The organism is Steroidobacter cummioxidans, assembly GCF_003104955.1.
On the sequence record NZ_LSRW01000009.1, the window covers coordinates 92,934 to 114,113 of the forward strand.

The 21,180-nt window shown below is 62.3% G+C and carries 20 protein-coding genes; 9 read left to right on the top strand and 11 right to left on the bottom strand.

Annotated elements, in window-relative coordinates:
* Window positions 1-85: 85 nt before the first annotated feature.
* A complete protein-coding gene (gene purD / locus D0550_RS06430) occupies window positions 86-1,375 on the top strand; it encodes a phosphoribosylamine--glycine ligase (RefSeq protein WP_116808284.1) in 1,290 nt (429 codons plus the stop codon).
* On the opposite strand, the gene D0550_RS06435 is transcribed toward purD, so the two are convergent.
* From D0550_RS06435 to D0550_RS06460, 6 genes are all read right to left on the bottom strand, one after another.
* A complete protein-coding gene (locus D0550_RS06435) occupies window positions 1,376-1,756 on the bottom strand; it encodes a hypothetical protein (RefSeq protein WP_116808285.1) in 381 nt (126 codons plus the stop codon).
* A 14-nt stretch (window positions 1,757-1,770) separates the two neighbouring features.
* Entirely contained in the window at window positions 1,771-4,089 is a 2,319-nt protein-coding gene (locus D0550_RS06440; RefSeq protein ID WP_116808286.1) for a protein kinase domain-containing protein, read from the bottom strand.
* Window positions 4,090-4,290: 201 nt separating this feature from the next.
* The gene (locus D0550_RS06445) at window positions 4,291-4,839 is read right to left on the bottom strand and encodes a GNAT family N-acetyltransferase (RefSeq protein ID WP_116808287.1); all 549 of its coding nucleotides are present in this window, start codon (window positions 4,837-4,839) and stop codon (window positions 4,291-4,293) included.
* A gap of 9 nt (window positions 4,840-4,848) precedes the next feature.
* Window positions 4,849-6,126: a dicarboxylate/amino acid:cation symporter gene (locus tag D0550_RS06450; RefSeq protein ID WP_116808288.1), complete on the bottom strand. Its 1,278-nt coding sequence runs from the start codon at window positions 6,124-6,126 to the stop codon at window positions 4,849-4,851.
* Between the two features lie 58 nt (window positions 6,127-6,184).
* Window positions 6,185-6,661 (bottom strand): hypothetical protein, encoded by a 477-nt coding sequence (locus D0550_RS06455; protein WP_116808289.1) that lies wholly within the window; start codon window positions 6,659-6,661, stop codon window positions 6,185-6,187.
* Between the two features lie 110 nt (window positions 6,662-6,771).
* Window positions 6,772-7,278, bottom strand: a complete 507-nt coding sequence (locus D0550_RS06460; RefSeq protein ID WP_116808290.1) for a DUF2721 domain-containing protein — start codon at window positions 7,276-7,278, stop codon at window positions 6,772-6,774.
* A 129-nt stretch (window positions 7,279-7,407) separates the two neighbouring features.
* On the opposite strand from D0550_RS06460, the gene D0550_RS06465 reads away from it, so the two are divergent.
* The gene (locus D0550_RS06465; RefSeq protein ID WP_206606130.1) at window positions 7,408-8,106 is read left to right on the top strand and encodes a DUF4097 family beta strand repeat-containing protein; all 699 of its coding nucleotides are present in this window, start codon (window positions 7,408-7,410) and stop codon (window positions 8,104-8,106) included.
* Here D0550_RS06465 and D0550_RS06470 read toward each other — a convergent pair.
* Window positions 8,096-9,190 (bottom strand): MBL fold metallo-hydrolase, encoded by a 1,095-nt coding sequence (locus D0550_RS06470; protein ID WP_161965667.1) that lies wholly within the window; start codon window positions 9,188-9,190, stop codon window positions 8,096-8,098. The two genes, D0550_RS06465 and D0550_RS06470, sit on opposite strands and share 11 nt — an antisense overlap.
* A gap of 44 nt (window positions 9,191-9,234) precedes the next feature.
* Between D0550_RS06470 and D0550_RS06475 the strand changes: the two genes are divergently transcribed.
* Together D0550_RS06475 and D0550_RS06480 are read left to right on the top strand one after the other, a co-directional pair.
* Window positions 9,235-10,554 carry a M20/M25/M40 family metallo-hydrolase gene (locus D0550_RS06475; RefSeq protein ID WP_116808292.1) on the top strand — a complete coding sequence of 440 codons (1,320 nt, stop codon included), beginning with the start codon at window positions 9,235-9,237 and terminating at the stop codon, window positions 10,552-10,554.
* Window positions 10,555-10,684: 130 nt separating this feature from the next.
* Window positions 10,685-11,758 carry a PDDEXK nuclease domain-containing protein gene (locus D0550_RS06480; protein ID WP_116808293.1) on the top strand — a complete coding sequence of 358 codons (1,074 nt, stop codon included), beginning with the start codon at window positions 10,685-10,687 and terminating at the stop codon, window positions 11,756-11,758.
* Window positions 11,759-11,789: 31 nt separating this feature from the next.
* Here D0550_RS06480 and D0550_RS06485 read toward each other — a convergent pair whose 3' ends face one another.
* From D0550_RS06485 to trxA, 3 genes are all read right to left on the bottom strand, one after another.
* Entirely contained in the window at window positions 11,790-13,637 is a 1,848-nt protein-coding gene (locus D0550_RS06485; RefSeq protein WP_116808294.1) for a bifunctional diguanylate cyclase/phosphodiesterase, read from the bottom strand.
* Window positions 13,638-13,872: 235 nt separating this feature from the next.
* The gene (gene rho, locus D0550_RS06490) at window positions 13,873-15,129 is read right to left on the bottom strand and encodes a transcription termination factor Rho (RefSeq protein ID WP_116808373.1); all 1,257 of its coding nucleotides are present in this window, start codon (window positions 15,127-15,129) and stop codon (window positions 13,873-13,875) included.
* Window positions 15,130-15,365: 236 nt separating this feature from the next.
* Window positions 15,366-15,695, bottom strand: coding sequence for a thioredoxin TrxA (trxA, locus tag D0550_RS06495; RefSeq protein ID WP_116808295.1), 330 nt, complete (start codon window positions 15,693-15,695; stop codon window positions 15,366-15,368).
* A gap of 520 nt (window positions 15,696-16,215) precedes the next feature.
* Between trxA and D0550_RS06500 the strand changes: the two genes are divergently transcribed.
* Window positions 16,216-17,718 carry a DEAD/DEAH box helicase gene (locus D0550_RS06500; protein ID WP_116808296.1) on the top strand — a complete coding sequence of 501 codons (1,503 nt, stop codon included), beginning with the start codon at window positions 16,216-16,218 and terminating at the stop codon, window positions 17,716-17,718.
* 36 nt (window positions 17,719-17,754) lie between these two features.
* On the opposite strand, the gene yrfG is transcribed toward D0550_RS06500, so the two are convergent.
* On the bottom strand, window positions 17,755-18,426 hold the full coding sequence (yrfG, locus tag D0550_RS06505) for a GMP/IMP nucleotidase (protein WP_414717267.1): 672 nt from the start codon (window positions 18,424-18,426) through the stop codon (window positions 17,755-17,757).
* A gap of 128 nt (window positions 18,427-18,554) precedes the next feature.
* On the opposite strand from yrfG, the gene D0550_RS06510 reads away from it, so the two are divergent.
* The 4 genes from D0550_RS06510 to arfB are packed head-to-tail and all read left to right on the top strand — an operon-like array spanning window position 18,555 to window position 21,084.
* Window positions 18,555-19,085 (top strand): DUF3301 domain-containing protein, encoded by a 531-nt coding sequence (locus tag D0550_RS06510; RefSeq protein ID WP_116808298.1) that lies wholly within the window; start codon window positions 18,555-18,557, stop codon window positions 19,083-19,085.
* Window positions 19,086-19,112: 27 nt separating this feature from the next.
* Window positions 19,113-19,337 (top strand): YdcH family protein, encoded by a 225-nt coding sequence (locus D0550_RS06515; protein WP_116808299.1) that lies wholly within the window; start codon window positions 19,113-19,115, stop codon window positions 19,335-19,337.
* An 11-nt stretch (window positions 19,338-19,348) separates the two neighbouring features.
* Window positions 19,349-20,665: a mechanosensitive ion channel family protein gene (locus D0550_RS06520; RefSeq protein WP_116808300.1), complete on the top strand. Its 1,317-nt coding sequence runs from the start codon at window positions 19,349-19,351 to the stop codon at window positions 20,663-20,665.
* Complete coding sequence (arfB, locus tag D0550_RS06525) at window positions 20,665-21,084, top strand: alternative ribosome rescue aminoacyl-tRNA hydrolase ArfB (RefSeq protein ID WP_174842475.1); 420 nt, start codon at window positions 20,665-20,667, stop codon at window positions 21,082-21,084. Before D0550_RS06520 ends, arfB begins: the two co-directional genes overlap by 1 nt.
* Window positions 21,085-21,180: the final 96 nt, after the last annotated feature.

Consider the following 21,180-nt stretch of genomic DNA (forward strand, 5'->3'; position numbering starts at 1 on the left):
TCGATGTCGTCCGCCGCAGTCGCGAACGATGCCGGCGCATCTTCGCGACGCGTGCGATCTCCCTTGTGCCGCGACTGAGTAAGTTATGCGCGTATTAATCCTTGGTTCCGGTGGTCGCGAACACGCATTCGCGTGGAAGGTCGCGAACACTCCGCGCATCAGCGCTGTATTCGTCGCACCGGGCAACGCCGGCACCGCGCTCGAACCGGGCGTGAAGAATGTCGATATCGCCGCCGACGATGTTCCCAAGCTGATCGAGTTCGCCAAACGCGAACAGATCGATCTCACCATCGTCGGCCCCGAAGCGCCGCTCGTCATCGGCGTCACTGACGCGTTCGAAGCGGCTGGGCTGCGCTGCTTCGGTCCTCGCCAGCTCGCCGCACGCCTGGAAGGCTCGAAGGCGTTCACCAAGGAATTCCTGCGTCGTCACCGGATTCCGACGGCAGCGTATGCCACTTTCACCAAGGCCAATTTCGACGCCGCCTGGGTGCGGGCGCAGCGTGCGCCGCTCGTGGTCAAAGCTGACGGCCTGGCTGCCGGCAAAGGCGTAATCATCTGCGCTACGCAGGAAGAAGCGGTCGCCAGCGCGCAAGCCATGTTCGACGGACAGTTCGGCGCGGCAGGCAACACTGTCGTCATCGAAGAATTTCTCGAAGGCGAGGAAGCCAGCTTCATCGCCATTGTCAGCGGCAAGCACATTCTGCCGCTGGCCACGTCGCAGGATCACAAGCGTCGCGACGATGGCGACCAAGGCCCGAACACTGGCGGCATGGGCGCGTACTCCCCTGCTCCGGTGGTGACCGATGAGCTGCACGCTCGCATCATGCGTGAAGTGATGCAGCCGACGGCTGATGGTTTGATCAGCGATGGCACGCCGTACATCGGCTTTCTTTACGCCGGCATCATGATTGCGCCGGATGACACACCGAACGTGCTCGAGTTCAACTGTCGCTTCGGCGATCCGGAGACACAGCCGATCATGTCGCGACTGACGTCCGATCTCACTGCGCTTTGTGAAGCTGCGCTCGATGGCCGGCTCGATCAAGTGCAAGCCGAGTGGGATCCGCGTGCGGCGCTTGGCGTGGTGCTGGCAGCCGGAGGTTATCCGGACTCCGTGCGCAAGGGCGATGAGATTCATGGCCTCGCAGAAGCCGCGGCGCTGCCGGGCAAAGTGTTTCATGCGGGCACGTCGCTGAGCGACGGCAAAGTTGTGACGAATGGCGGTCGCGTATTGTGCGCGGTCGGGCTCGGCAACACCGTGAGCGACGCGCAGCAGGCCGCCTATGCCTTGTGCGACAAGATCAGCTGGAACGGCGTGCAGTATCGCCGCGATATCGGCTATCGAGCCGTGCAGAGAGAGACGGTCAAGCGCTGATTATTCGGACGGTTCGTGCGGCGTGATCTCGATCACGCTGCGTTCCTCGGGCTGTGCTTCCGGCTCAGCCTCCAATATCACTTGTATCTTCTGACTCGACGACACCGGAAAGTCGCGCATCAATCTTTCAGCAAAAGTTTCTGTCTGACCGAGCTGCTGCAGCTCCGCGTGGGGAATGGTCAGCCACAGGCCGGTGGGGTCGCTCTCCAGTTGCCAGCCGCCGTGGTCCGCGCTCATGGCCGACGGCCGCACGCTGACTCGAAACGAACGATGACGCGGCAAAGAAACGATCAGATCGACCGAGCGACCGGAGCCGAGCGTCGCCAGCTCAGCGCGACTGATCTGACAATACAGCGCCTGTCCGGAGAATCGCACGTCCATGATCGTATCCTCGATCAGTCGTCGTCGATGATGATGACGGCCGCGCTGCTGCGCTCGCCCAGCGACACGCCCTCCTGGTCGACCTGCAGCTCGACCAGGAACAATTCGGTCGCTTCTTTGATCGAGTCCTGCACCAGCGGAATGATGATGCTCGCTTCGCGCGCGCCGGCCGGAATGCGCTCGACACCTGGGCCGACGGCCGCAAAATCGGAGCCCATTTCCGCGGAGTTACTGCGCAGATTCCAGGTGAAGGTCACGTCATGTCGCGTCGAGCCGGTGCGGCGGACGGTCAAGCGCACCGAGCCGTCACCTTCCGATGTGACATAGGTGTCCTTGTCGAATTGAACGACCACCGGACGCGCCGCGCCGGCTGATGCCGACGAGCCAGCCACCGGCGCGCTGGACCCCGCCGCACTGGGCGAAGGTTGTTCCGATTGAGTACGCGATGTTTGCTGTCTCGCACCTCGCTCAGGAGCCTGCTCTCCGCTCGTTGACCGATCCGGTGTTGCCGAGGGTCGCGGTAGCTCGGGAAGTGGCACCGGAACAGCCGCCGCTGTCTGCCGTTGCACCGGTGACAACGGCTCGACGCTGGGCGGCGTGACCGTCGCACTGGGCTGCGATCCGACGGTATCGCTCGCATCTTTGTCTTTTTCAACGAGACCACTACCGCCAACCGCTTCACTCTGCCGGTCGCGATCGGCGATGGGCGGCATTACGGGCAACACGTTGGCCAGATTCTTCGGCAGCAACCCGTACTGCCAAACTGCGTAAGCACCGCCTGCCATGAGCAGAGCGAGCGTGACTGCAAACGCCGCTCGACGCCAACGCACCAATGACGAATCGGGAACGGCCAATTCGGAGGGAGGCCCCAACCGGGTCGGTGCTTCGCCGCAGCCCAATCCCGCGAGCAACTCGACCACATCGATGCGCCGTTCGCCGCGAGTCCACAGCAGCGCACGTTGCAACGCCTGCTGCTGCTTGCCCGGTAGCCCCGGGATGCGTTGTGGCGCACGACCATGCGCCCGTGCCAGCGGTGCAGATCGGCCGCCAAAAGGATGTCGCCCGGAGAGCAGCTCATACGCAACGCAAGCGAGGCTGTACACATCGTCGCTCGGGTGCGGATCGCTGCCATTCACCCGTTCGACGCTCGCATAGGCCGGCGCGGCGCTCGGGCCATCATGCAGCCCGGAAGCCGTGTGCAATTCGAGCGGCCGTTCGCGCGCGAAGCCGAAGTCGAGCACGCGCACTTCGCCCGTCGTCGTAATCATGATGTTGCGAGGCTTGAGGTCCGCATGCACCACATTGCGGCGATGAGCGTGAGCCAGCGCCGCACCGACACTGCTGATGATGCCCAGCGCATAGTCTCGCGCCATGGGTTGACCATCCAGCCGCTTCAGAATGTCCGCAAGCAGCTCGCCTTCGAGCAGCTCCATGACGATGAAATAAACACTACCGTCGCGGTCCAGGTCGAACACGCTGACGACATTGGGATGCGACAGCGACTGCGCCTCGTGAAACTCGCGCTCCAGCTGCGCCAGCTCATCGGGACGGTCCTGATAGTTGAGCTTGAGCACTTTGACCGCCACGCAGCGCGACGACGGATCGAGATGCGTGCGATGCCGATCGACCGCCTTGTAAACGGTACCCGTGCTGCCGCGGCCGAGAATCGAGGTCAGCTCATATCGATCGCGCAGCACATCGCTGGTCAGTCCGGGCGGCGGCACCGGCGACGGTCGCATCGGGCGCTCGCGCTCGCTGGCTGGGCCGTGCACGTGCACGCCAGGGGCTGGCTCTTGCTTGCGCTCTCTCGCCAGCACCGTCTCATCGTCCGTCATCCTCAATGGCGGCGGCGGCCGGGTCAGCGGTTCTTCGAGCTCGCGGCGAAAGGCCGTCGCCTCTTCATCGCCCCGTCGCAGCAGCGAGGGGTCGACGAACGCCGGCTCGGAATTGATCGAGTCGGGATCGCGCTCAGCCATCAATTTGCGCCAGCGCGAGCCGGTGGTATCGATGGTGACGTCGGTGGTGTCGTGATTGTCCTGACCGCCGTCCGCCTTGCTCTCGGTCTGATTGGCGACGCCGAACACCAGCTGCGCAATGTCGGTCTTCAGCGAACGGGCCAGGGCCACATCGATCCGGCCGCGACGCTGGTATTGATCCAGCAGCGCCAGCGCATCCCAGGGCGCGTCGGGATTGCTGCGACACACCGACAAGAACTGGGCTTGCATGTCCGCACGGTCGCACCGGCCGGAGATGTAATCATCCAGCCAGCTGGCGAGCACCGCACGGGCGTTCTCGCCCTGCTCTCCAAGGTCCTTGTCGATGGACAGACTCATCACCGTTTGCAGTATTGCCCCAATTTCGTTCGAACGTCGCAAAGTGAGCGTCGCCTGTGGTTAGGCGATCCGTCGGCCATTTCGTTCGCACCGCCGGCCAGCGGCTCAATGTATCGGGGTTATTGGCTGAACGACACCTGTCGCCCCGCTCCGACCCTCGGTTGTGGCCCGCTTCAGCTGGAATGGCAGCCGCCGCTAGCGTTACAGCACATCGAGTGCCTTTTCCATTCGGTAATCGTCCATGACGAAGCCACCGCCAATGTCCATGACCAGATCCGCGGCAATGCGAAAGCCTAACTTTTGATAGGCCTGCACTGCCGGATTGCCCTTGTTGACGGTCAGCCACAACAAAGCGAGCCCGCGCCGCCGGGCGAGCTCCTCAATGAACTCCATGCAGCGGCGCCCGGTTCCCGAGCCACGGGCGGCATGGTGCAGGTAAAACTTACTGAGAAACATCCCTCTTCCGGGCTGCTCCTCCACGGCGCAATACCCGATGTCGAGCCACTGGCCAGTATCGTCCTGGCGTTGCACCAGGAAGTATTCGTAGCCCTGGTCGATCTGGGTTTGCATGGCCGGGACATTTTGGAACTTGGCGACCATGTAATCGACCTGCGGCCGGCCGATCAAGGGTACGTAATATTCGTACCAGATCTGGTGCGCCAGCGCGGCCACGGTCGCAACCTGCTCAGGGCGCGTAACCGGGACGAAATTCAGGCGGGGGACGGGCTGGGGCGTGGCAGCTGCGCTCATCGCCCCATACTAGCCCAACTCCTCCCGCAGCCGGCCCTCATCCAGCGCCCCACACCACTTGGCGACCACGATGGTGGCCACACCGTTGCCGATCAGGTTGGTCAGCGCCCGGGCCTCGGACATGAACCGGTCGATACCCAGGATCAGCGCCAGCGCGGTCACCGGCAGCGTGCCCAGCGCCGACAGGGTTGCGGCCAGCACGATGAAGCCGCTGCCGGTCACGCCGGCGGCGCCCTTGGAGGTCAGCAGCAGCACGCCGAGCAGCGTCAGCTGGTCCATCAGCGACAGCGGCACGTTGGTCGCCTGAGCGATGAACACCGCCGCCATGGTCAGGTAGATGGACGTGCCGTCGAGGTTGAATGAATAGCCGGTCGGGATGACCAGGCCGACCACCTGTTTTTCGACGCCCGCCTGCTGCATCTTGCCCATCATCCGTGGCAGCACCGACTCGCTCGAGGAGGTGCCCAGCACGATGAACAGCTCCTCGCGGATGTAGCGTATGAAACGCGCCACGCTGAAGCCGTGCAGCTTCGAGATCGCGCCGAGCACGAAAAAGATGAAGAGCAGACAGGTCGCGTAGAAGCAGGCCATCAGCTTGCCCAGCGACGCCAGCGACTCCAACCCGTATTGACCGATGGTGAATGCCATCGCGCCGAATGCACCGATCGGAGCCAGCCGCATGATCATGTTGACGATGCGGAACATCACCGCAGCGAACCGATCGATGAACTCGAACACGGAGCGCGCACGCTCGCCGACGGTATGCAAGGCAAAGCCGAACAGCACCGAGAACAACAACACCTGCAGGATGTCGCCCTTGGCAAACGCATCGACGATGGTGGTGGGAATCACGTTCAGCAGGAAGTCGGTGACGCTCTGCTGCTCGGCAGCCTTGGCGTACGTTTCCACCGACTTCGCATCCAGGTGCGAAACGTCGACGTTCATGCCGGCACCCGGCTGCACCACATTGACGATCACCAGCCCGACCACCAGCGCGATGGTGCTGACCACCTCGAAGTACAGCAGCGCCAGTGCACCGGTCCTGCCGACCGCCTTCATGTTCTCCATGCCGGCGATGCCGGTCACCACGGTGCAGAAGATGATGGGCGCAATCATCATCTTGATGAGCTTGATGAAGCCGTCGCCAAGCGGCTTGAACTTGGTGGCGGCCTCCGGAAAGTAGTGACCGAGAGTCACACCGATCGCGATGGCGATCAGAACCTGGACGTAGAGCGAGCTGTACCAGCGGGTCGGCGCCGCTGGCGAGGCATGAGCTTCAGTAACCATTCCGATCCGCGCTAGTTGTTGTAAGAAGAAGCGTGGACCAGTCTACATGAGCCTGCGATTACGCGGTCCCGGGACTACTGTTGACCCAAATTTGACCACCGTGCGGATCCAGACGCACCAGCAGGGCGAGCGAGCGATTGAACTCCTTGCACTCCACCGGCAGGCGCGCATCCGCGAAGTAGGCCTTGGCGAGGTCGATCACCGTCGCAGCCGGACCTTGCATCCCCGGCACCTCCGGCGTGTGCCCGAAGATGCTCACGCGCCAGCTCTGCTTGCGCGCACCGGCCGAGCGCAGCTCCTTGCAAAAACGATCCATCAGCAACAGGTCGGAGCTGAGCGTGTTATCGGTGAGATCGAGAGGCTGATCGTTGGCGACCGCCACGTAGCGCAGATGCAGAAGGCCGCCAGCCGGCTGCGTGTCGTCATAGACGCAAACAGCCAACGCGCCACGCAGCTCGCAAGCGAGCAACATGGATTCATTGGAAACGCGGAACGCATCGGGCTGGACCACGAGTTCTGGCGGCGGCTGGATCATGCGGGGAGCGATGATGCCGGGGCCGCGCTGCGTAAAGTTGTGCAGTCGATCACGGAATTACGTGAAGCGACGAGCACTGACACCTTTGCGCCAAATTTTGTCCCTGGCTGTCATTCTTTGGCGACGGGCGTCTTGGCCACCCCGCCGCTCTTGTCCACTTCCAGGTGCGTGGGCCGCGCGCCACCGAAACTCAGCGAATTGGTGGCGAGAATGACTTCACGCAGAAAATAGATCAGGCCCAGCGCGAGGCACGCCAGCGCGATGACGAAGGTGATCGCAATCGGTGCATCCAGATTGATGCTCAGCGACGAGCTGATGAACAGCGCCGCGACCACCAGCGACACCAGAAAGCCGCAGGTCACCGACAGGCCAATGGCACGATTGATCAACGTCGCCCGCTTGGACAGCACTCGCAGCAGCTTGTGGTATTCCTCCGCCTGCTCCGGGCTCGCATGCACCAGCCGATCTTCCATGGTGCGCGCCCGATCGATGATGCGACCGACGCGGGTCGCGAGCGCGTTCAACGTGGTGCCGACACCCGCCAGAAGAAACACGGGCGCCACGGCCAATTGAATGACCTGCGCCAGGTTGGCTATATGCGGAGCGGTGCTGAGCATGCGGACCTCGGTAACTTGTCCGAGAAGATACCAGCCGTTCGCCCGAGACTGCTAGGCGGTTGCAACGCCTATTGCAACCTTCCGCGCCACCGTCGCATCCAACCCTCACGAACGCGCAACGGAGGAAGTATGCAAAACAAATGGGTGGCCCTGGCAACCATGACCCTGCTGCTGGCGAGCCCACTGCTGTGGGCCGACGGCCAGAATATTTCGAAGATCAACGGCTCGATTCGCGTCGAGAGCGGCCGGCAGGTGGGCTCGGTCGAAACCGTCAATGGCTCGATCCGACTGGAGGATTCGGTGCAGGCCGGCGACATCGAGACCGTCAGCGGCTCGATCGATATCGGTCGCGATGCCACGGTCGGCGACATCGAGACTGTCAACGGCGGCGTCACCCTGGGACGCAACACCAAGGCCGACTCGATTCAAGTGGTCAACGGCCGGCTGCGCCTGGACGAGCAGGTCGAAGTCCGCGGCAATGTCACGAACGTAAACGGCGGCATCACGCTCGCCAAGGGCGCTCGAATCGGCGGCCATCTCGAGAACGTGAATGGCAACATCGAGGTGCAAGGGGCCACGATCGGCGCTGGCATCAGGACCACGACTGGCGACATCGAGATCGGCTCGGGCTCGCGCGTCGACGGCGGCATTCACGTCGCCAAGCCCAACAGCGTCGGCATCTTCTCGAACAAGCGCAAGCCCAGGATCACGATCGGCCCGGATGCAGTGGTCAATGGCACGCTGAAATTCGACCGCGAAGTCGAGCTGCGCATCAGCGATCGCGCCACCGTCGGCAAGATCGTCGGCGCGACTCCCATCAAAGAGTAATGTAGTAAACGCGTCCGTCGCGCAACTCGCGGCGGACGCGCCCCGCGTGCACCAGATATTCCAGATGCGCCAGCGCCTCGCCGATCGCCAGAAACAAATGCATGTCCTTCAGCTCACGCCGAAACATGAAAGGCAGCACGTCCATCGCCACCTTGGGCTCGACACACAGCGCCGCAAGTTTGTCGAGCTGCTCCAGATGATGGCCAGTGAGATCGTCAACCCGCTGCCGCAGTCCGCGAAAAGGCACGCCATGCGCTGGCAAGACCAGCGTGTCTTCTGACAGCGCCCGCAGCCGCTGTAGCGACGACAGATATGAGCCCAGTGGATTGGGATCGGCGGTGTGGAACATGAAGCTGATGTTCGAGGAAATCGTCGGCAGCACCTGATCGCCACTGATCAGCACGCGCGCCGCGGGATTGGACAGACACAAGTGACCTTCGGCATGGCCATCGGTCTGTAACGCGGTCCACTCACCCGCGCCCCAGCGAATCACTTCTTCGTCCGCGATGAACCGCTCGACATTCGGCATGCCGCTGGTCATGCGGGCGAACCGATCGGGACGAAACATCGCCCGGATCAGCACCGAATCCGTCACGCCATGCGACTGAAAAAATTGCTCGGCCGCACTGAACTGCGCCTGGCCCTCGCCGCCCCACATCGCGCGCGCCAGCTCGGACGTCCGCCGCGACATGAGCACGGGCACGCCCAATCGTTCCTGCAGCCACTTGGCCAGGCCGATATGATCCGGATGGATGTGAGTAATGAATACAGCGCGCAGCGGTCGCTGCGAGAAATACTCACGCTCGATCAACTCCCACGCATCCTTGCCGATTGCTGCTGCCATCCCCGTGTCGACCACGACGCAACCGTCGTCCGTCTCCACCAACCACACGTTGATGTGATTCAAATCCAGCGGCAATGGGATGCGCCCCCAGCGTACGCCGGGTGCGATGGTCACGCTTTGGCCGGCCGCTGGTGCAGGCGTGTCGACATACTGCAGACGGCGGGGCGCCGAGGGAAATGCCTCGCCTTCCGCGGTCACAGCCGGCGTGACGGAAGTATTGGCAGGATCGGAGACAGTCATCCCGCGTATCATGCGGCCTCTTGGCCGAAAGAGGAAATTCCACCATGCGACTTCGCCCGAGCGCCCTGGCTCGCACCGCCCTGCTCGTTGCCCTCGCCTCGCTGTCAATCTCACTGCCGGCTCACGCGGCGCCCCGGGACGCGAAGGAAAAAGCGCTGATCGGTCATGTGACTGCCAACGAGTCCGCCAACATCGAGCTGCTCGAGCAGATCGTCAACGTGAACAGCGGCACCATGAATTTCGCGGGTATCCGCCAGGTCGCCGACATGCTTCGGCCGCGTTTCGAGGCGCTCGGATTCAAAGTCACCTGGGTCGATGGCACGCCGTTTGGCCGCGCTGGCCATCTGATTGCAACTCGCCCGGGCCGCGGCAAGCACGTCCTGCTGATCGGTCACCTCGACACCGTGTTCGAGCCCAATCATCCGTTTCAGCGCTGGCAACGCGTCGATCAGAACATCGCCCGCGGTCCCGGCGCGGCGGATATGAAGGGCGGCATCATCGTCAGCCTCGCGGCATTGGAAGCGCTGCGCTCGCAGAAGCTGCTCGATTCATTGCAGTTCACGGTGGTCCTGCATGGCGATGAAGAGGATTCCGGGCGGCCGCTGAATCTTGCACGCCACGACATCATCGAAGCCGCCAAAGCAGCGGATATCGCGATCGGTTTGGAAAACGCCGCCGACAATCCGAAAACCGCGGTGACCGCACGCCGCAGCTCGACTGGCTGGGTTGTAAGAGTGAAAGCGAAGAGCTCGCACTCCTCGCAAATCTTCTCCGATGACGTAGGCGCAGGCGCGGCGTATGAGCTGGGCCGCATTCTCAATGGGTTCTATCAGGAGGTGCGCGGCGAAGAGTTCGTCACGTTCAATCCCGGCCTGATCGCCAGCAGCACGCAGGTCGACTTCAACAAACAACCGCTCGGCGCCACGCTGTCCGGCAAGAACAACATTGTCGCGCCGGTAGCCATCGCCTCCGGCGATTTGCGCACGCTCACTGTGCAGCAGCTCGAAGACACGCGCGCCAAGATGCGACGGGTCGTCGCCGCGAGCTTGCCGCACACCTCGGCTGAGATCGAGTTCACCGACAACTATCCCCCCATGGCCCCGACGGACGGCAATCGCAAGCTGCTCTCGATGTACGACGGCGTCAGCAAAGATCTCGGCTTCGGCCCCGTGACCGAAGTAAACCCACGCAACGCCGGTGCCGCCGATATTTCCTTCGCAGCCGATCACGTCGACATGGCCCTCGATGGCCTCGGCCTTCTCGGCGGCGGCTCCCACACCCCCGACGAGTTCGCCGACCTGCGCACGTATCAGATTCAGACGCAGCGACTGGCAGTGTTGTTGTATCGGCTGGGGAAGAAGTAAACCTGCCGAGAATATCCCTTCTAACAATGAACAAACGCGCGCTAACAAGGATAAGCGCGCGAAATCTGTAATAGCGACCATCTGCTTCTCGCCGATCCTTGCTCAGCAAGGCCTTGATCGAGAAGCACGCATGACGCAATTATCGGACGGTTACTCGGCGTTGCTCGCCGAGCTCAAGCAGCGCATTCGCAGTACGCGCCTGCGTGCAATGGTGTCGGTCAACAGGGAACTGAACCTCCTCTATTGGAGCATCGGGCGCGACATCCGCTCGCGACAGCGCGCGGCAAAATGGGGCGCGAAAGTGATCACGCGGCTCGCCGCGGATCTGCGCCGCGCATTCCCCGATATGACCGGTATTTCTGCACGTAACCTGAAATATATGCGGGCTTTTGCCGAAGCCTGGCCCAACCAGGAATTAGTGCAACAGGTTGCTGCCCAATTGCCGTGGGGTCATAACACCCTTTTGCTGCAGTCCGTCAAATCAGCACCCGAGCGCGAATGGTACGCGCGACAGGCTATCGAAAACGGCTGGAGTCGCAGCGTCCTTACTCACCAAATCGAAAGCAAATTATTCGCGCGGCAAGGGCATGCTCTAACCAACTTCACACGTACCTTGCCGGCTGCGCAGTCAGAGCTGGCTCAACAGCTCATCAAAGACCCTTACAGCTTCGATTTTCTCGCCTTGAAGCCGGACATGCTGGAGCGAGATCTGCAGCGCGGCCTGATCGACCATCTGCGAGCGTTGATATTGGAACTCGGCAAGGGATTCGCATTCGTGGGCAGTCAATACCCTCTAACGATCGGCGATCAGGACTACTTCATAGACCTCCTGTTCTACCACCTGCGGCTGCGCTGTTTCGTCGTCATCGAGCTGAAGGTCGAAGGATTCAAGCCCGAGTTCGCGGGCAAGATGAACTTCTACTTGTCCGCTGTCGACGACCTACTGCGCCATCCCGGCGATCAACCCTCCATTGGCATCATCCTCTGCAAGGGTCGGAATGAGATTGTCGTGGAGTACGCGTTGCGCGACTCGAGTAAACCGATGGGAGTCGCTCAGTATCGATTCTCCGCGGCGTTGCCTAAACGCCTGAAGCGAGACCTGCCAACCGCTGAAGATCTGGGGCAGGAGTTTCGATCGATGGTGGAGCATTCGCTGCGGGGCTGCGGGGGCCGCAGAATAGCGAGGACCAAGCAGGGAAATTGAATCTGCGCCGCCTGGTTTCCGCGACCACGCCTCAGGCGCTGTTCATCAGCTGTTCCATCGGCAGCATGTCCGGCGACGGGCGGCGGGAGGCGGCGAGCAGGTCGACGATGCGGTCGTCGCTACGGAGCACGAAGCTGTTGCCGGCCTGCTGTTTCGCATATTTCTTCACGTGCGCGAGCAGATGAGCGACGGCATCGGCACTGGTCGCTCCGATGGTCTCCGAGTCCAGCGCGGCGACTGACAAGGTCAACAAGGGATACTTGCGCGGGCGGCCGTCGCGATCGGTGGCGGTGATGGAACGGGCCGCAGCGTGCTCGGGCGAATAGAAATTCGCGACTGTCTCGCTGAAGCGATTCAGCACATTGACCACTCGCTCACGCCAGTCAGCCGACCGCATCACGACCAGGAAGTCGTCGCCGCCCACATGGCCGACGAAATCCAGCCGCGCCGAAAAATGAGACTTGAGCAGCCCGGCCAGGTGCAGAATCACCTGATCGCCGTGTGCATAGCCATACACATCGTTGTAGGGCTTGAACGAATCCAGATCGAAGTACGCGACGATGAATCGTTTGCGCACTTCGATGAGCTTGTCGATGCTGCTGCGTACGGCGGCGTTACCCGGCAACAGCGTCAGCGGATTGGAATGTTTCGCCGATTGCAGCTGCTGTTCGGTGATCAGGCGTAGCACGTCGATGGTCTGGCCCAGACCGTGGTAGCGCCCGTCCTTCGTGATGACGAATTCTTCGGTGAGCCGCGGCCGGCTCTTCTGGGTCACCAGACGGCTCACCTGCTCCAGGCGCAGCTGACTGTCGATCAGCAGCGTCGGCGACTCCATCACCGCCGTGACCGGCTTCTTGTTGAAGATCTCCGGATGCAACGGCTTGGCGAGCAGGTCGAACAGGCGCTCACGCCGCACCACGCCGAGCGGCCGGCCTTCCTGCACGACCGGGAACGTCAACTGCTCGGGATTGTCACGAAACAAATCGGCCACTTCGGTGACGCGCATGTCCGGCGGCACCGGCGGCACATACGTCGAGATGTGCTCAGCCAGCAGCGCCGTGTAGGTAACAATGGAGCGATCCAGCGAGTCCAGCTGCTGCAGCGCCGCCACCGGCGTGGTGCTGGGGCGGCCAAACAGATGACCTTGCAGGCGATCCAGGCCGAGATCCACCAGCTCACGGCATTCACGCTCGGTCTCGACCCCTTCGGCGATGACTCGACAGCCCATGGCCCGCCCCATGTCGAGCATGGAGCGCACGAACTCCAGCTTGGTGGCGTCGGCATCGATGCCGGTGACGAAATAACGATCGATCTTCACGTAGTCGGGCTTCAGCTCCGACCAGGTGCGCAGACCCGACGAGCCAGCGCCGAGATCGTCGATGGCAATGGCGCAGCCCACTTCGCGCAGCCGGTGCATGGCCGAGCGCAGGCGGTCGTAGTCTTCCAGCAGACTTTCCTCGGTCAGCTCGATGACACAACGATCCATCCGCATGCCGAGGTTGCTCGCCAGGTCGACGAAGCGTTGGGCAAAATTTGGATGCTCGTAGATGGTGTCGGGAGAGACATTGATGAACAGCTGGCCCGACACGCGTGCCGCAACGAAACGCTTGAAGGCGTTTTGCATGCACAGGAAGTCGAGCTCGACCTTGAGGCCGGCGCGACGGGCAGCCTCGAAAAGATTCTGGGGAGCGTGCAGCCAGCTGTCGGACGGGCCGCGGGTCAGCGCCTCATAGCCGCAAATGCCCCGCGAGCGCGGGTCGACGATGGGCTGAAACAGGGTCGTGACACGCCCCTCGCGCACGAGTTCCGCGAGTTCCAGCGCCGATGCATCCAATCGGCGCAATCGTAGCGTCGGCGAGTCGGGACGTGGATCGGACATGCGCGCTGTGCGCCGGATCGGCCGGCTTGCCCCTCGATTCCAGAGATCCTGGGAGTTGACGCAAGTTAAATAGGTCGCCGAGCCGCGAACAGAGAACGGTTTCGCATCGATGGCATGACGCCATCGCGGCCTACACGTAACGAAGTGAAATTTGTGACGGAGCGCACATCCGTCCACCGACCTCGGCCGTCCCTCCCGGACGGGAGGGCGGTACCGATGCTCGGTCAACGAGTCTTCAACGCTTCATCGCGTCAAAGAATTCGCCATTGGTCTTGGTGTCCTTCATCTTGTCGATGAGGAACTCGATTGCCGCCAGCTCGTCCATCGGGTGCAGCAGCTTGCGCAGGATCCAGATCTTCTGCAGCTCTTCGGCCGAGGTGATCAACTCCTCGCGGCGGGTGCCGGAGCGATTGATATTCACGGCAGGGAACACGCGTTTTTCCGACACGCGCCGATCCAGATGGATTTCGGAGTTACCGGTGCCCTTGAACTCTTCGTAGATCACGTCGTCCATGCGCGAGCCGGTATCGATCAGCGCGGTGGCGAGAATGGTCAGGGAGCCACCCTCTTCGATGTTGCGGGCGGCACCGAAGAAGCGCTTCGGTCGCTGCAAGGCGTTCGCATCGACACCACCGGTGAGCACCTTGCCGGAGCTCGGCACCACGGTGTTGTAGGCACGGGCCAGACGCGTAATGGAGTCCAGCAGGATCACCACGTCGCGCTTGTGCTCGACCAGACGCTTGGCCTTCTCGATCACCATTTCGGCGACCTGCACGTGACGCGTGGCCGGCTCGTCGAAGGTCGACGACACCACCTCGCCGCGCACCGTGCGCGCCATTTCGGTCACCTCTTCCGGACGCTCATCGATCAGCAACACGATCAGATAGACGTCGGGATGATTGGAGGTGATGGAGCTGGCGATGTTCTGCAGCAGCATCGTCTTACCCGCTTTGGGCGGGGAGATGATCAGGCCGCGCTGACCTTTGCCGATCGGCGCCACCAGATCGATGATGCGCGCGGTCAGGTCCTCGCTCGAGCCGTTGCCGCGCTCCAGCTTGAAGCGCTTGGTCGGATGCAGCGGCGTCAGGTTCTCGAACAGCACCTTGTGCTTGGCGCCTTCGGGCGAGTCGAAATTGATCTCGCCGACCTTGAGCAGCGCGAAGTAGCGCTCACCGTCCTTGGGCGGACGGATCAGGCCGGAGATGGAGTCGCCGGTGCGCAGGTTGAAGCGGCGGATCTGGCTGGGGCTGACGTAGATGTCGTCGGGCCCGGCGAGATAGGAGCTGTCGGCGGAGCGCAGGAAGCCGAAGCCGTCCTGCAGGATTTCCAGCACGCCGTCGCCGTAGATGTCCTCGCCGCTGCGGGCATGCGCCTTGAGGATGGAGAAGATGATGTCCTGCTTGCGCGACCGGGCCAGGTTCTCCAGCCCCATCTTCTGCGCAATCTCCACCAGCTCCGGCACCGGCTTCAGCTTCAGCTGAGTCAGGTTCATCGACTGGCGGGAGGCCGCCAGCTCGGCTGGGGAAATTACACCGACGTCATCGCCGTCGAACGCGTCGTCCGCCGGCAAGTCGTCGTGCTGCGGCCCTTCCCCGCGATGATCGCCGTTGTTGCCGCCGCGGTTGCCGCGATTGCCGCGGTTGCCGTCGTTGCCGCGATTGGAGCGGCCGCCGCCGCCGCCACCTTTATTGCCCGGGCGGTTCCGGGCCTGATTGCCGAGATAGCCTCTCACAGTTTGCTGTCCAGAAATGCGGCCAGGTCTGATTTACGGAGGGCTCCCACCTTCTGGCCTTCGACCTGACCGTTTTTGAAGAGAATCAGGGTGGGAATGCCGCGCACGTTGAACCGTTGCGGCGTCTTGGGGTTGTCGTCGATGTTGAGCTTGGCGATCGTGACCTTCTCTTTATATTCGGTCGCGATCTCGTTCAGCATGGGCGCGATCATCTTGCAGGGTCCGCACCACTCCGCCCAGAAGTCCAGCAGGACCGGGCCTTTGGCCTTGACGACGTCCTCTTCGAAGCTGGCGTCGGTGACATGCACAATCGTCTCGCTGCTCACCAGAAACTCTCCTGGAATGGCTGTGGTGATGGATGGAATGGACCGGATATTGTGGGATTTGAAGCGACTCAAACCTTCGGTTCGGTCATGCGTGTGAATGTGGGCGGCGCGCGCCGTATGGGTCGGCGGAAATGACCGGGTGACTTGGGCGTGTCCGGTCGGGCACAATGCAAGGGCCTACTGACTTGATTGCCTTGGGCCGATCTCCATACGAAGGCCGCGTGAATGCTTGCGAAAAACCTGTGTGAGCGGTGCTCGTGCTCGATGTAAGCCAGTCTGCTAAAGCTAAAGCCAGTTACTCGCGATATCCGGTCGAGTGTCCGCTTGAGTATCCCCCTGAGCACCCTCATGAGTATCGAATGAGATACTCCAACAAGGGTTACATCGTCGAGGGGCTTGGAGCCAGTGCTCCGTTCGGGGCAGGTGCGGATGAGTCCGCTTCGTTGAGGCTTATTAAAACCGGGCGCCTGCCAATTTGCAAGCGCCCTCCGCGTCAATTCAAACAGGTAATCCATATCGAATGGCTGATTCCCACTTAACCGAGCTGTCCTTCTCGAGTCTGCATCTGCCGGAAGCTCTGCAGAAAGGTCTGGCCGACGCCTCATTCGAGCGTTGCACGCCCATCCAGGCACAAACCCTGCCGCAGGCTCTCGCCGGGCTCGACGTGGCCGGCCAAGCGCAAACAGGAACGGGAAAAACCGCAGCTTTTCTAGTGGCGATGTACGCGCGCCTGATGCGCGAACCTGCACCGCCCTCGCGCAGCTTGAACGCACCGCGGGCTTTGATCATCGCCCCAACGCGCGAGCTTGCCGTCCAGATCCATCGCGACGCCGAGGTGCTCGGCTCGCACACGGGTCTGCAACTCGGACTCGCCTTCGGCGGCGTCGACTACGAAAAGCAGAGGCATCACCTGGAGCAGGGCGTCGACATCCTGATGGGCACGCCCGGCCGCATCATCGACTTCGTCAAGCAAAAAGTAATCGATCTGCGCTCGGTGCAGGTGCTGGTGCTGGACGAGGCCGATCGCATGTTCGATCTCGGCTTCATCAGCGATATCCGCTACATATTGAGGCGGCTGCCCGATCCTCAAGCCCGCCTCAACATGTTGTTCTCGGCGACGCTTTCACATCGCGTGCTCGAGCTTGCGTACGAGCACATGAACGAGCCGACGCTGGTGCGCATCGAGCCGGACAAAATGACGGTAGATCGCGTCCGTCAGGTGATCTATTACCCCTCGAACGATGAGAAGCCGCGCTTGCTGGTCGGCTTGCTCAAACACATGGATCCGCGACGCAGTATGGTGTTCGTCAACACGCGGCGCGCGGCCGAAGAAATCGAGGGGCTGCTGCGTAGCAATGACATCAACGCCGAAGCGATTTCCGGCGACGTGCCTCAACGCAAGCGCTTACGAATGCTTCGTGATTTTCATGAGGGCACGCTCGCGGTTCTCATCGGCACCGACGTCGCTTCGCGCGGCTTGCACATTCCCGATGTGAGTCACGTATTCAACTACGATCTGCCGCAGGATCCCGAAGACTACGTTCACCGCATCGGGCGCACCGCGCGCGCCGGCACCGAAGGCGATGCGATCAGCTTCGGCTGCGAGGAGTACGTGATTTCCCTTCCGGACATCGAGGCGTACATCGGCCGCAAGCTGCCAGTTGCGGCGGTTGCAACCGACATGCTTCCTGAGATCGTCGCGCCTGCCCGGCTCCCAAGACGTCATTTCGGCGGCGGCGGTGGCGGTCGCGGCAAGCCCGGTCGTGGTGGCAGCAGCGGCGGTAGTCGCGGCGGTCGTGGCGATCGTCGTCGTAGCGGTGGTGGTGGCGGTCATTCATCGCCTCGCCCGCCTGCGACAGAAGTGCCCGCGACTGCTGTATCCGCCGAAGCCGAAGTCAGCGCGAACGGAACCAACGGCGAAAGCGCGCACGAGGCGCCGCCGAGAAAGAAGCGGCGCCGCCGTCGTAGCAAACGTTCGAACAGCCCCAATCCGGGCAGCCCGCCGGCGCCAGAAGCGACCTGATCGTCGAGCGAGTAAGGGACGGCGAGCTGAGCCTGGTTATCTGGCAGGCTCGCCGAGCAGATGACTCACGGCTTCAACCGACATGAACTCGCTGACGTCTCTCTTATCCATCCCGGAGTCCGGCTTCGAGATCGCAAAAATGTGCGCAATGCCGTGCTTCTGCGCGGCGCGCAGCACCGAATGACTGTCATCGACGAATAGCGTGCGCCGCGGATCGAAATTCAGCGCCGCTTCGAGCTGCTGCCAGAACGCCGGGTGCTCCTTCGGCACGCCGAAGCTGTGCGAGCTGAACACCACATCGAAGTAGTTCAGCAGACCCGTCTGGGTCGCCTTCACTTTCAATGAATCCAGATGCGCGTTGGTTACCAACGCGACGCGCACGCTCTTGTCTCGTAAAGCGCGCAGGAATTCCTCCGCGCCCGGCAGAAATCTCACGTGCTCGCGCACTTCACGCTTCATCCCGGCGATATCCAACGACAGCGCGCGGGTCCAGAAATCCGTGCAGTACCAGTCCAGCGTACCCTGCCGATCCGCGAACATCGGGCGCAATGCCTCACGCGCCTCAGCCAGCGTCAGCCCGTGCTTGGCGGCGTAGCGCTCCGGAACCAGATCCAGCCAGAAATAATTGTCAAATCGCAGGTCCAGCAGCGTGCCGTCCATGTCCAGTAACACGGTATCGATAGCCTGCCACTGCGGCAGGGTAGCCACGGACCGGGCTGCGGAAATCATGGACGAGCTCAAGCGAAATTCTCGGTTCGTGGCGAGGGCGGGTGGCCGTATGATAGGCCAACCTGGGAAGCAAGCTTGAGTTGCGCAATGTCGGGGGTCGAAGGTTAATGGAATTGGGCTGGGGCACACTGGTGCTGATCGTGATGGCTGCTGCGGCCGTGTGGTTCCTGCAGGAGAGCCTGGCGGTCCGTGAGCGTGCCAACGCTGCGGCCATGGAGGCTTGCCAGCGCCTGAGCCTGAAACTCCTGGATGGCACTGTCGCATTCGCGCGACTGTCATTCGTGCGCGAGCAGGGTCAGCTGGCCATCCGCAGAACGTACGTGTTCGATTACACCGCCAACAGTATCGAGCGGCGTCAAGGATTCGTCATATTGCTCGGTCGGCGCGTCGAGTCAGTGGGTTACGCACCCGGCGAGGAACGGCGCAGCCAGCCGCCGGCGCCCACGGTATCGCTCTCCGCGACGTTCAATCCGCCGCCGCCCGCTGAACCTCCGGCGCCCAATCCCGCCGAAAGCGCGCAGGTTTTTGATCTCGCCGACTGGCGTGCCCGCCGGCGCGGGACCGAACAACAGCAAACGCCCTCACAGCGGCGCACGGGCGCGACCGACCATGGCAACGGTCAGGATCACCATCACTAGTGCGCACTTGCGCTAAAGTACGCGCCGATGAGCGAAGCGGAAAACAACGTCGAGACTGAAACTTTCCGTCGCCTGGAGCGGCTGCGGGAGTTACGCATCGAGCATCGCGACCTGGATGACGTCATCCACCGGTTGCAGATGGACCTTTACGTCAACGAAGTGCAACTGCGGCGGCTCAAGAAACGAAAGCTGATGCTGAAGGACCAGATCGCTCGCTTGGAAAGCGAGCTGATCCCCGACCTCAACGCCTGATCCCTTAACTCATGCAGGAATTGCTGCATAACGCAGGCCTGGCTCTGGAGGCCCTGCTCACTCCTACATCGCTTCTGCAACTGGCAGCGATCGCCATTGCCGTGCTGGTGGCCTGGTGGTTTGGCCGGCAGGTGCGCAATACCGAGCGCGGCAAGCTCGCGCTGGTGCAAACCGGCTTTCAGGCGCGCCTGACCGAAGCGCTGATGATCACCAGCCCGCACCTGGCGGCGCTGGTGTTGATCGCAGCGTTCGGCGGCGTCCTGCACGCGCTCAAGGCCGACAGCAAGCTGGTCGATCTGGCGATCACGCTGTCCGGTCTGCTGCTGCTGATTCGCTTTGCCGTCTATGTGGTGCGCGTGTCGCTCGGCAACCGCACCAAGGGTTGGGGCAACATCATCACCTTCGTGATCTGGGGCCTGCTGGCGCTGCACGTGCTGGGCTGGTTCGATCCGCTGGTGCAGGCGTTCGACAGCGTCGGCATCAACGCCGGCAACCGGCGCATCACGCTATGGTCGGTGATCAAGATCCTGTTCACCGTCGGCGCGTTCATCCTGATTGCAGTATGGATCGCGCGCTGGTTCGAGCGGCGTCTCATGTCCATGCAGGGCCTCGCGCTCAGCATGCGTATCGGCATCGCGAAATTCGCGCAGGCATTCCTGATCGGCCTGTCGATTCTGCTGGGCCTGAATGCCGCCGGCCTGGATCTGACCACGCTGAACATTTTCACCGGCGCGATCGGTATCGGCCTGGGCTTCGGCCTGCAAGCCATCACTGCGAACTTCGTCAGCGGCTTCGTGCTGCTGATGGACCGCTCCATCAAGCCCGGCGACGTCATCAGCTTCACCGGCACAACCGGCACCAGCACCGAGGGTTTCGGCTGGGTGCAGGAGCTGCGCGGCCGTTACGTCGTCGTGCGCGATCGAGACGGCGTCGAGACCCTGGTGCCGAACCAGAATTTGATCACCAATCCAGTGATCAACTGGAGCTACACGGATCCGCGCGTTCGCCTCAAGCTGCCGGTCCGTGTGAGCTACAAGTGCGATCCGGAGAAGGCACTGGAACTGCTGCTCAAGGCGGCCGAGGATCATGCTCGCATCCTGCGCGATCCCAAGCCGGTATCGCGCATGATGGGCTTCAACGATTACGGCTTCGACCTGGAGCTGCGCTTCTGGATCGCCGATCCGCAGGAAGGCGTGAACAACGTGCGCTCCGACGTAAACCGCGCAATCTGGCGCTTGTTCAAGGCGAACGACATCATCATCCCGGTCGCCCAGCGCGAAGTCATTCTCGAAATGCGCGAGCGCGGCCCCACCGCGCGCGATGTCTGATCATGGCGCTCGACAATGACCTGGGCATTCCGGAGGAAGCCATCGACCTGCGCTTCATCCGCTCCGGTGGCCCCGGCGGCCAAAACGTCAACAAGGTTGCCACCGCAGCCCAGCTGCGTTGTGATTTGAAGCTGTGGCCCGCGTTGCCCGAGCGCGTTCGCGCTCGCCTGCATACCCTCGCGGGCCGCCGTCTCACGGCCGACGAAGTCATCGTCATCAGTGCCCAACGCTTCCGCACGCAGGAACATAACAAGCGCGATGCGTTGGAACGATTGGGCGAAATGATCGCTCAAGCTCGCATCGAGCCGCGCGTTCGCAAGGCCACCAAACCGACGCGCGCGTCAAAGGAACGACGACTCGAAGGCAAGCAGAAGCGCAGCCAGGTGAAGAAGGGACGGAAGGTCTCGCACGACTGGTAAGGCGCGCGCCCGGAGAGACCCGGCCGGCTCTCACCACAGGCTCGCGCAGCTCGATCGTTACGTAGTCGCTACGCGTTTTTATCAAATTGATCTCGC

Excerpts from the sequence above, each read along its gene's own strand:
- purD (WP_116808284.1), top strand. The coding sequence starts at position 86 with ATGCGCGTATTAATCCTTGGTTCCGGTGGTCGCGAACACGCATTCGCG.
- D0550_RS06435 (WP_116808285.1), bottom strand. The coding sequence starts at position 1,756 with ATGGACGTGCGATTCTCCGGACAGGCGCTGTATTGTCAGATCAGTCGC.
- D0550_RS06440 (WP_116808286.1), bottom strand. The coding sequence starts at position 4,089 with ATGAGTCTGTCCATCGACAAGGACCTTGGAGAGCAGGGCGAGAACGCC.
- D0550_RS06445 (WP_116808287.1), bottom strand. The coding sequence starts at position 4,839 with ATGAGCGCAGCTGCCACGCCCCAGCCCGTCCCCCGCCTGAATTTCGTC.
- D0550_RS06450 (WP_116808288.1), bottom strand. The coding sequence starts at position 6,126 with ATGGTTACTGAAGCTCATGCCTCGCCAGCGGCGCCGACCCGCTGGTAC.
- D0550_RS06455 (WP_116808289.1), bottom strand. The coding sequence starts at position 6,661 with ATGATCCAGCCGCCGCCAGAACTCGTGGTCCAGCCCGATGCGTTCCGC.
- D0550_RS06460 (WP_116808290.1), bottom strand. The coding sequence starts at position 7,278 with ATGCTCAGCACCGCTCCGCATATAGCCAACCTGGCGCAGGTCATTCAA.
- D0550_RS06465 (WP_206606130.1), top strand. The coding sequence starts at position 7,408 with ATGCAAAACAAATGGGTGGCCCTGGCAACCATGACCCTGCTGCTGGCG.
- D0550_RS06470 (WP_161965667.1), bottom strand. The coding sequence starts at position 9,190 with ATGACTGTCTCCGATCCTGCCAATACTTCCGTCACGCCGGCTGTGACC.
- D0550_RS06475 (WP_116808292.1), top strand. The coding sequence starts at position 9,235 with ATGCGACTTCGCCCGAGCGCCCTGGCTCGCACCGCCCTGCTCGTTGCC.
- D0550_RS06480 (WP_116808293.1), top strand. The coding sequence starts at position 10,685 with ATGACGCAATTATCGGACGGTTACTCGGCGTTGCTCGCCGAGCTCAAG.
- D0550_RS06485 (WP_116808294.1), bottom strand. The coding sequence starts at position 13,637 with ATGTCCGATCCACGTCCCGACTCGCCGACGCTACGATTGCGCCGATTG.
- rho (WP_116808373.1), bottom strand. The coding sequence starts at position 15,129 with ATGAACCTGACTCAGCTGAAGCTGAAGCCGGTGCCGGAGCTGGTGGAG.
- D0550_RS06500 (WP_116808296.1), top strand. The coding sequence starts at position 16,216 with ATGGCTGATTCCCACTTAACCGAGCTGTCCTTCTCGAGTCTGCATCTG.
- D0550_RS06510 (WP_116808298.1), top strand. The coding sequence starts at position 18,555 with ATGGAATTGGGCTGGGGCACACTGGTGCTGATCGTGATGGCTGCTGCG.
- D0550_RS06515 (WP_116808299.1), top strand. The coding sequence starts at position 19,113 with ATGAGCGAAGCGGAAAACAACGTCGAGACTGAAACTTTCCGTCGCCTG.
- D0550_RS06520 (WP_116808300.1), top strand. The coding sequence starts at position 19,349 with ATGCAGGAATTGCTGCATAACGCAGGCCTGGCTCTGGAGGCCCTGCTC.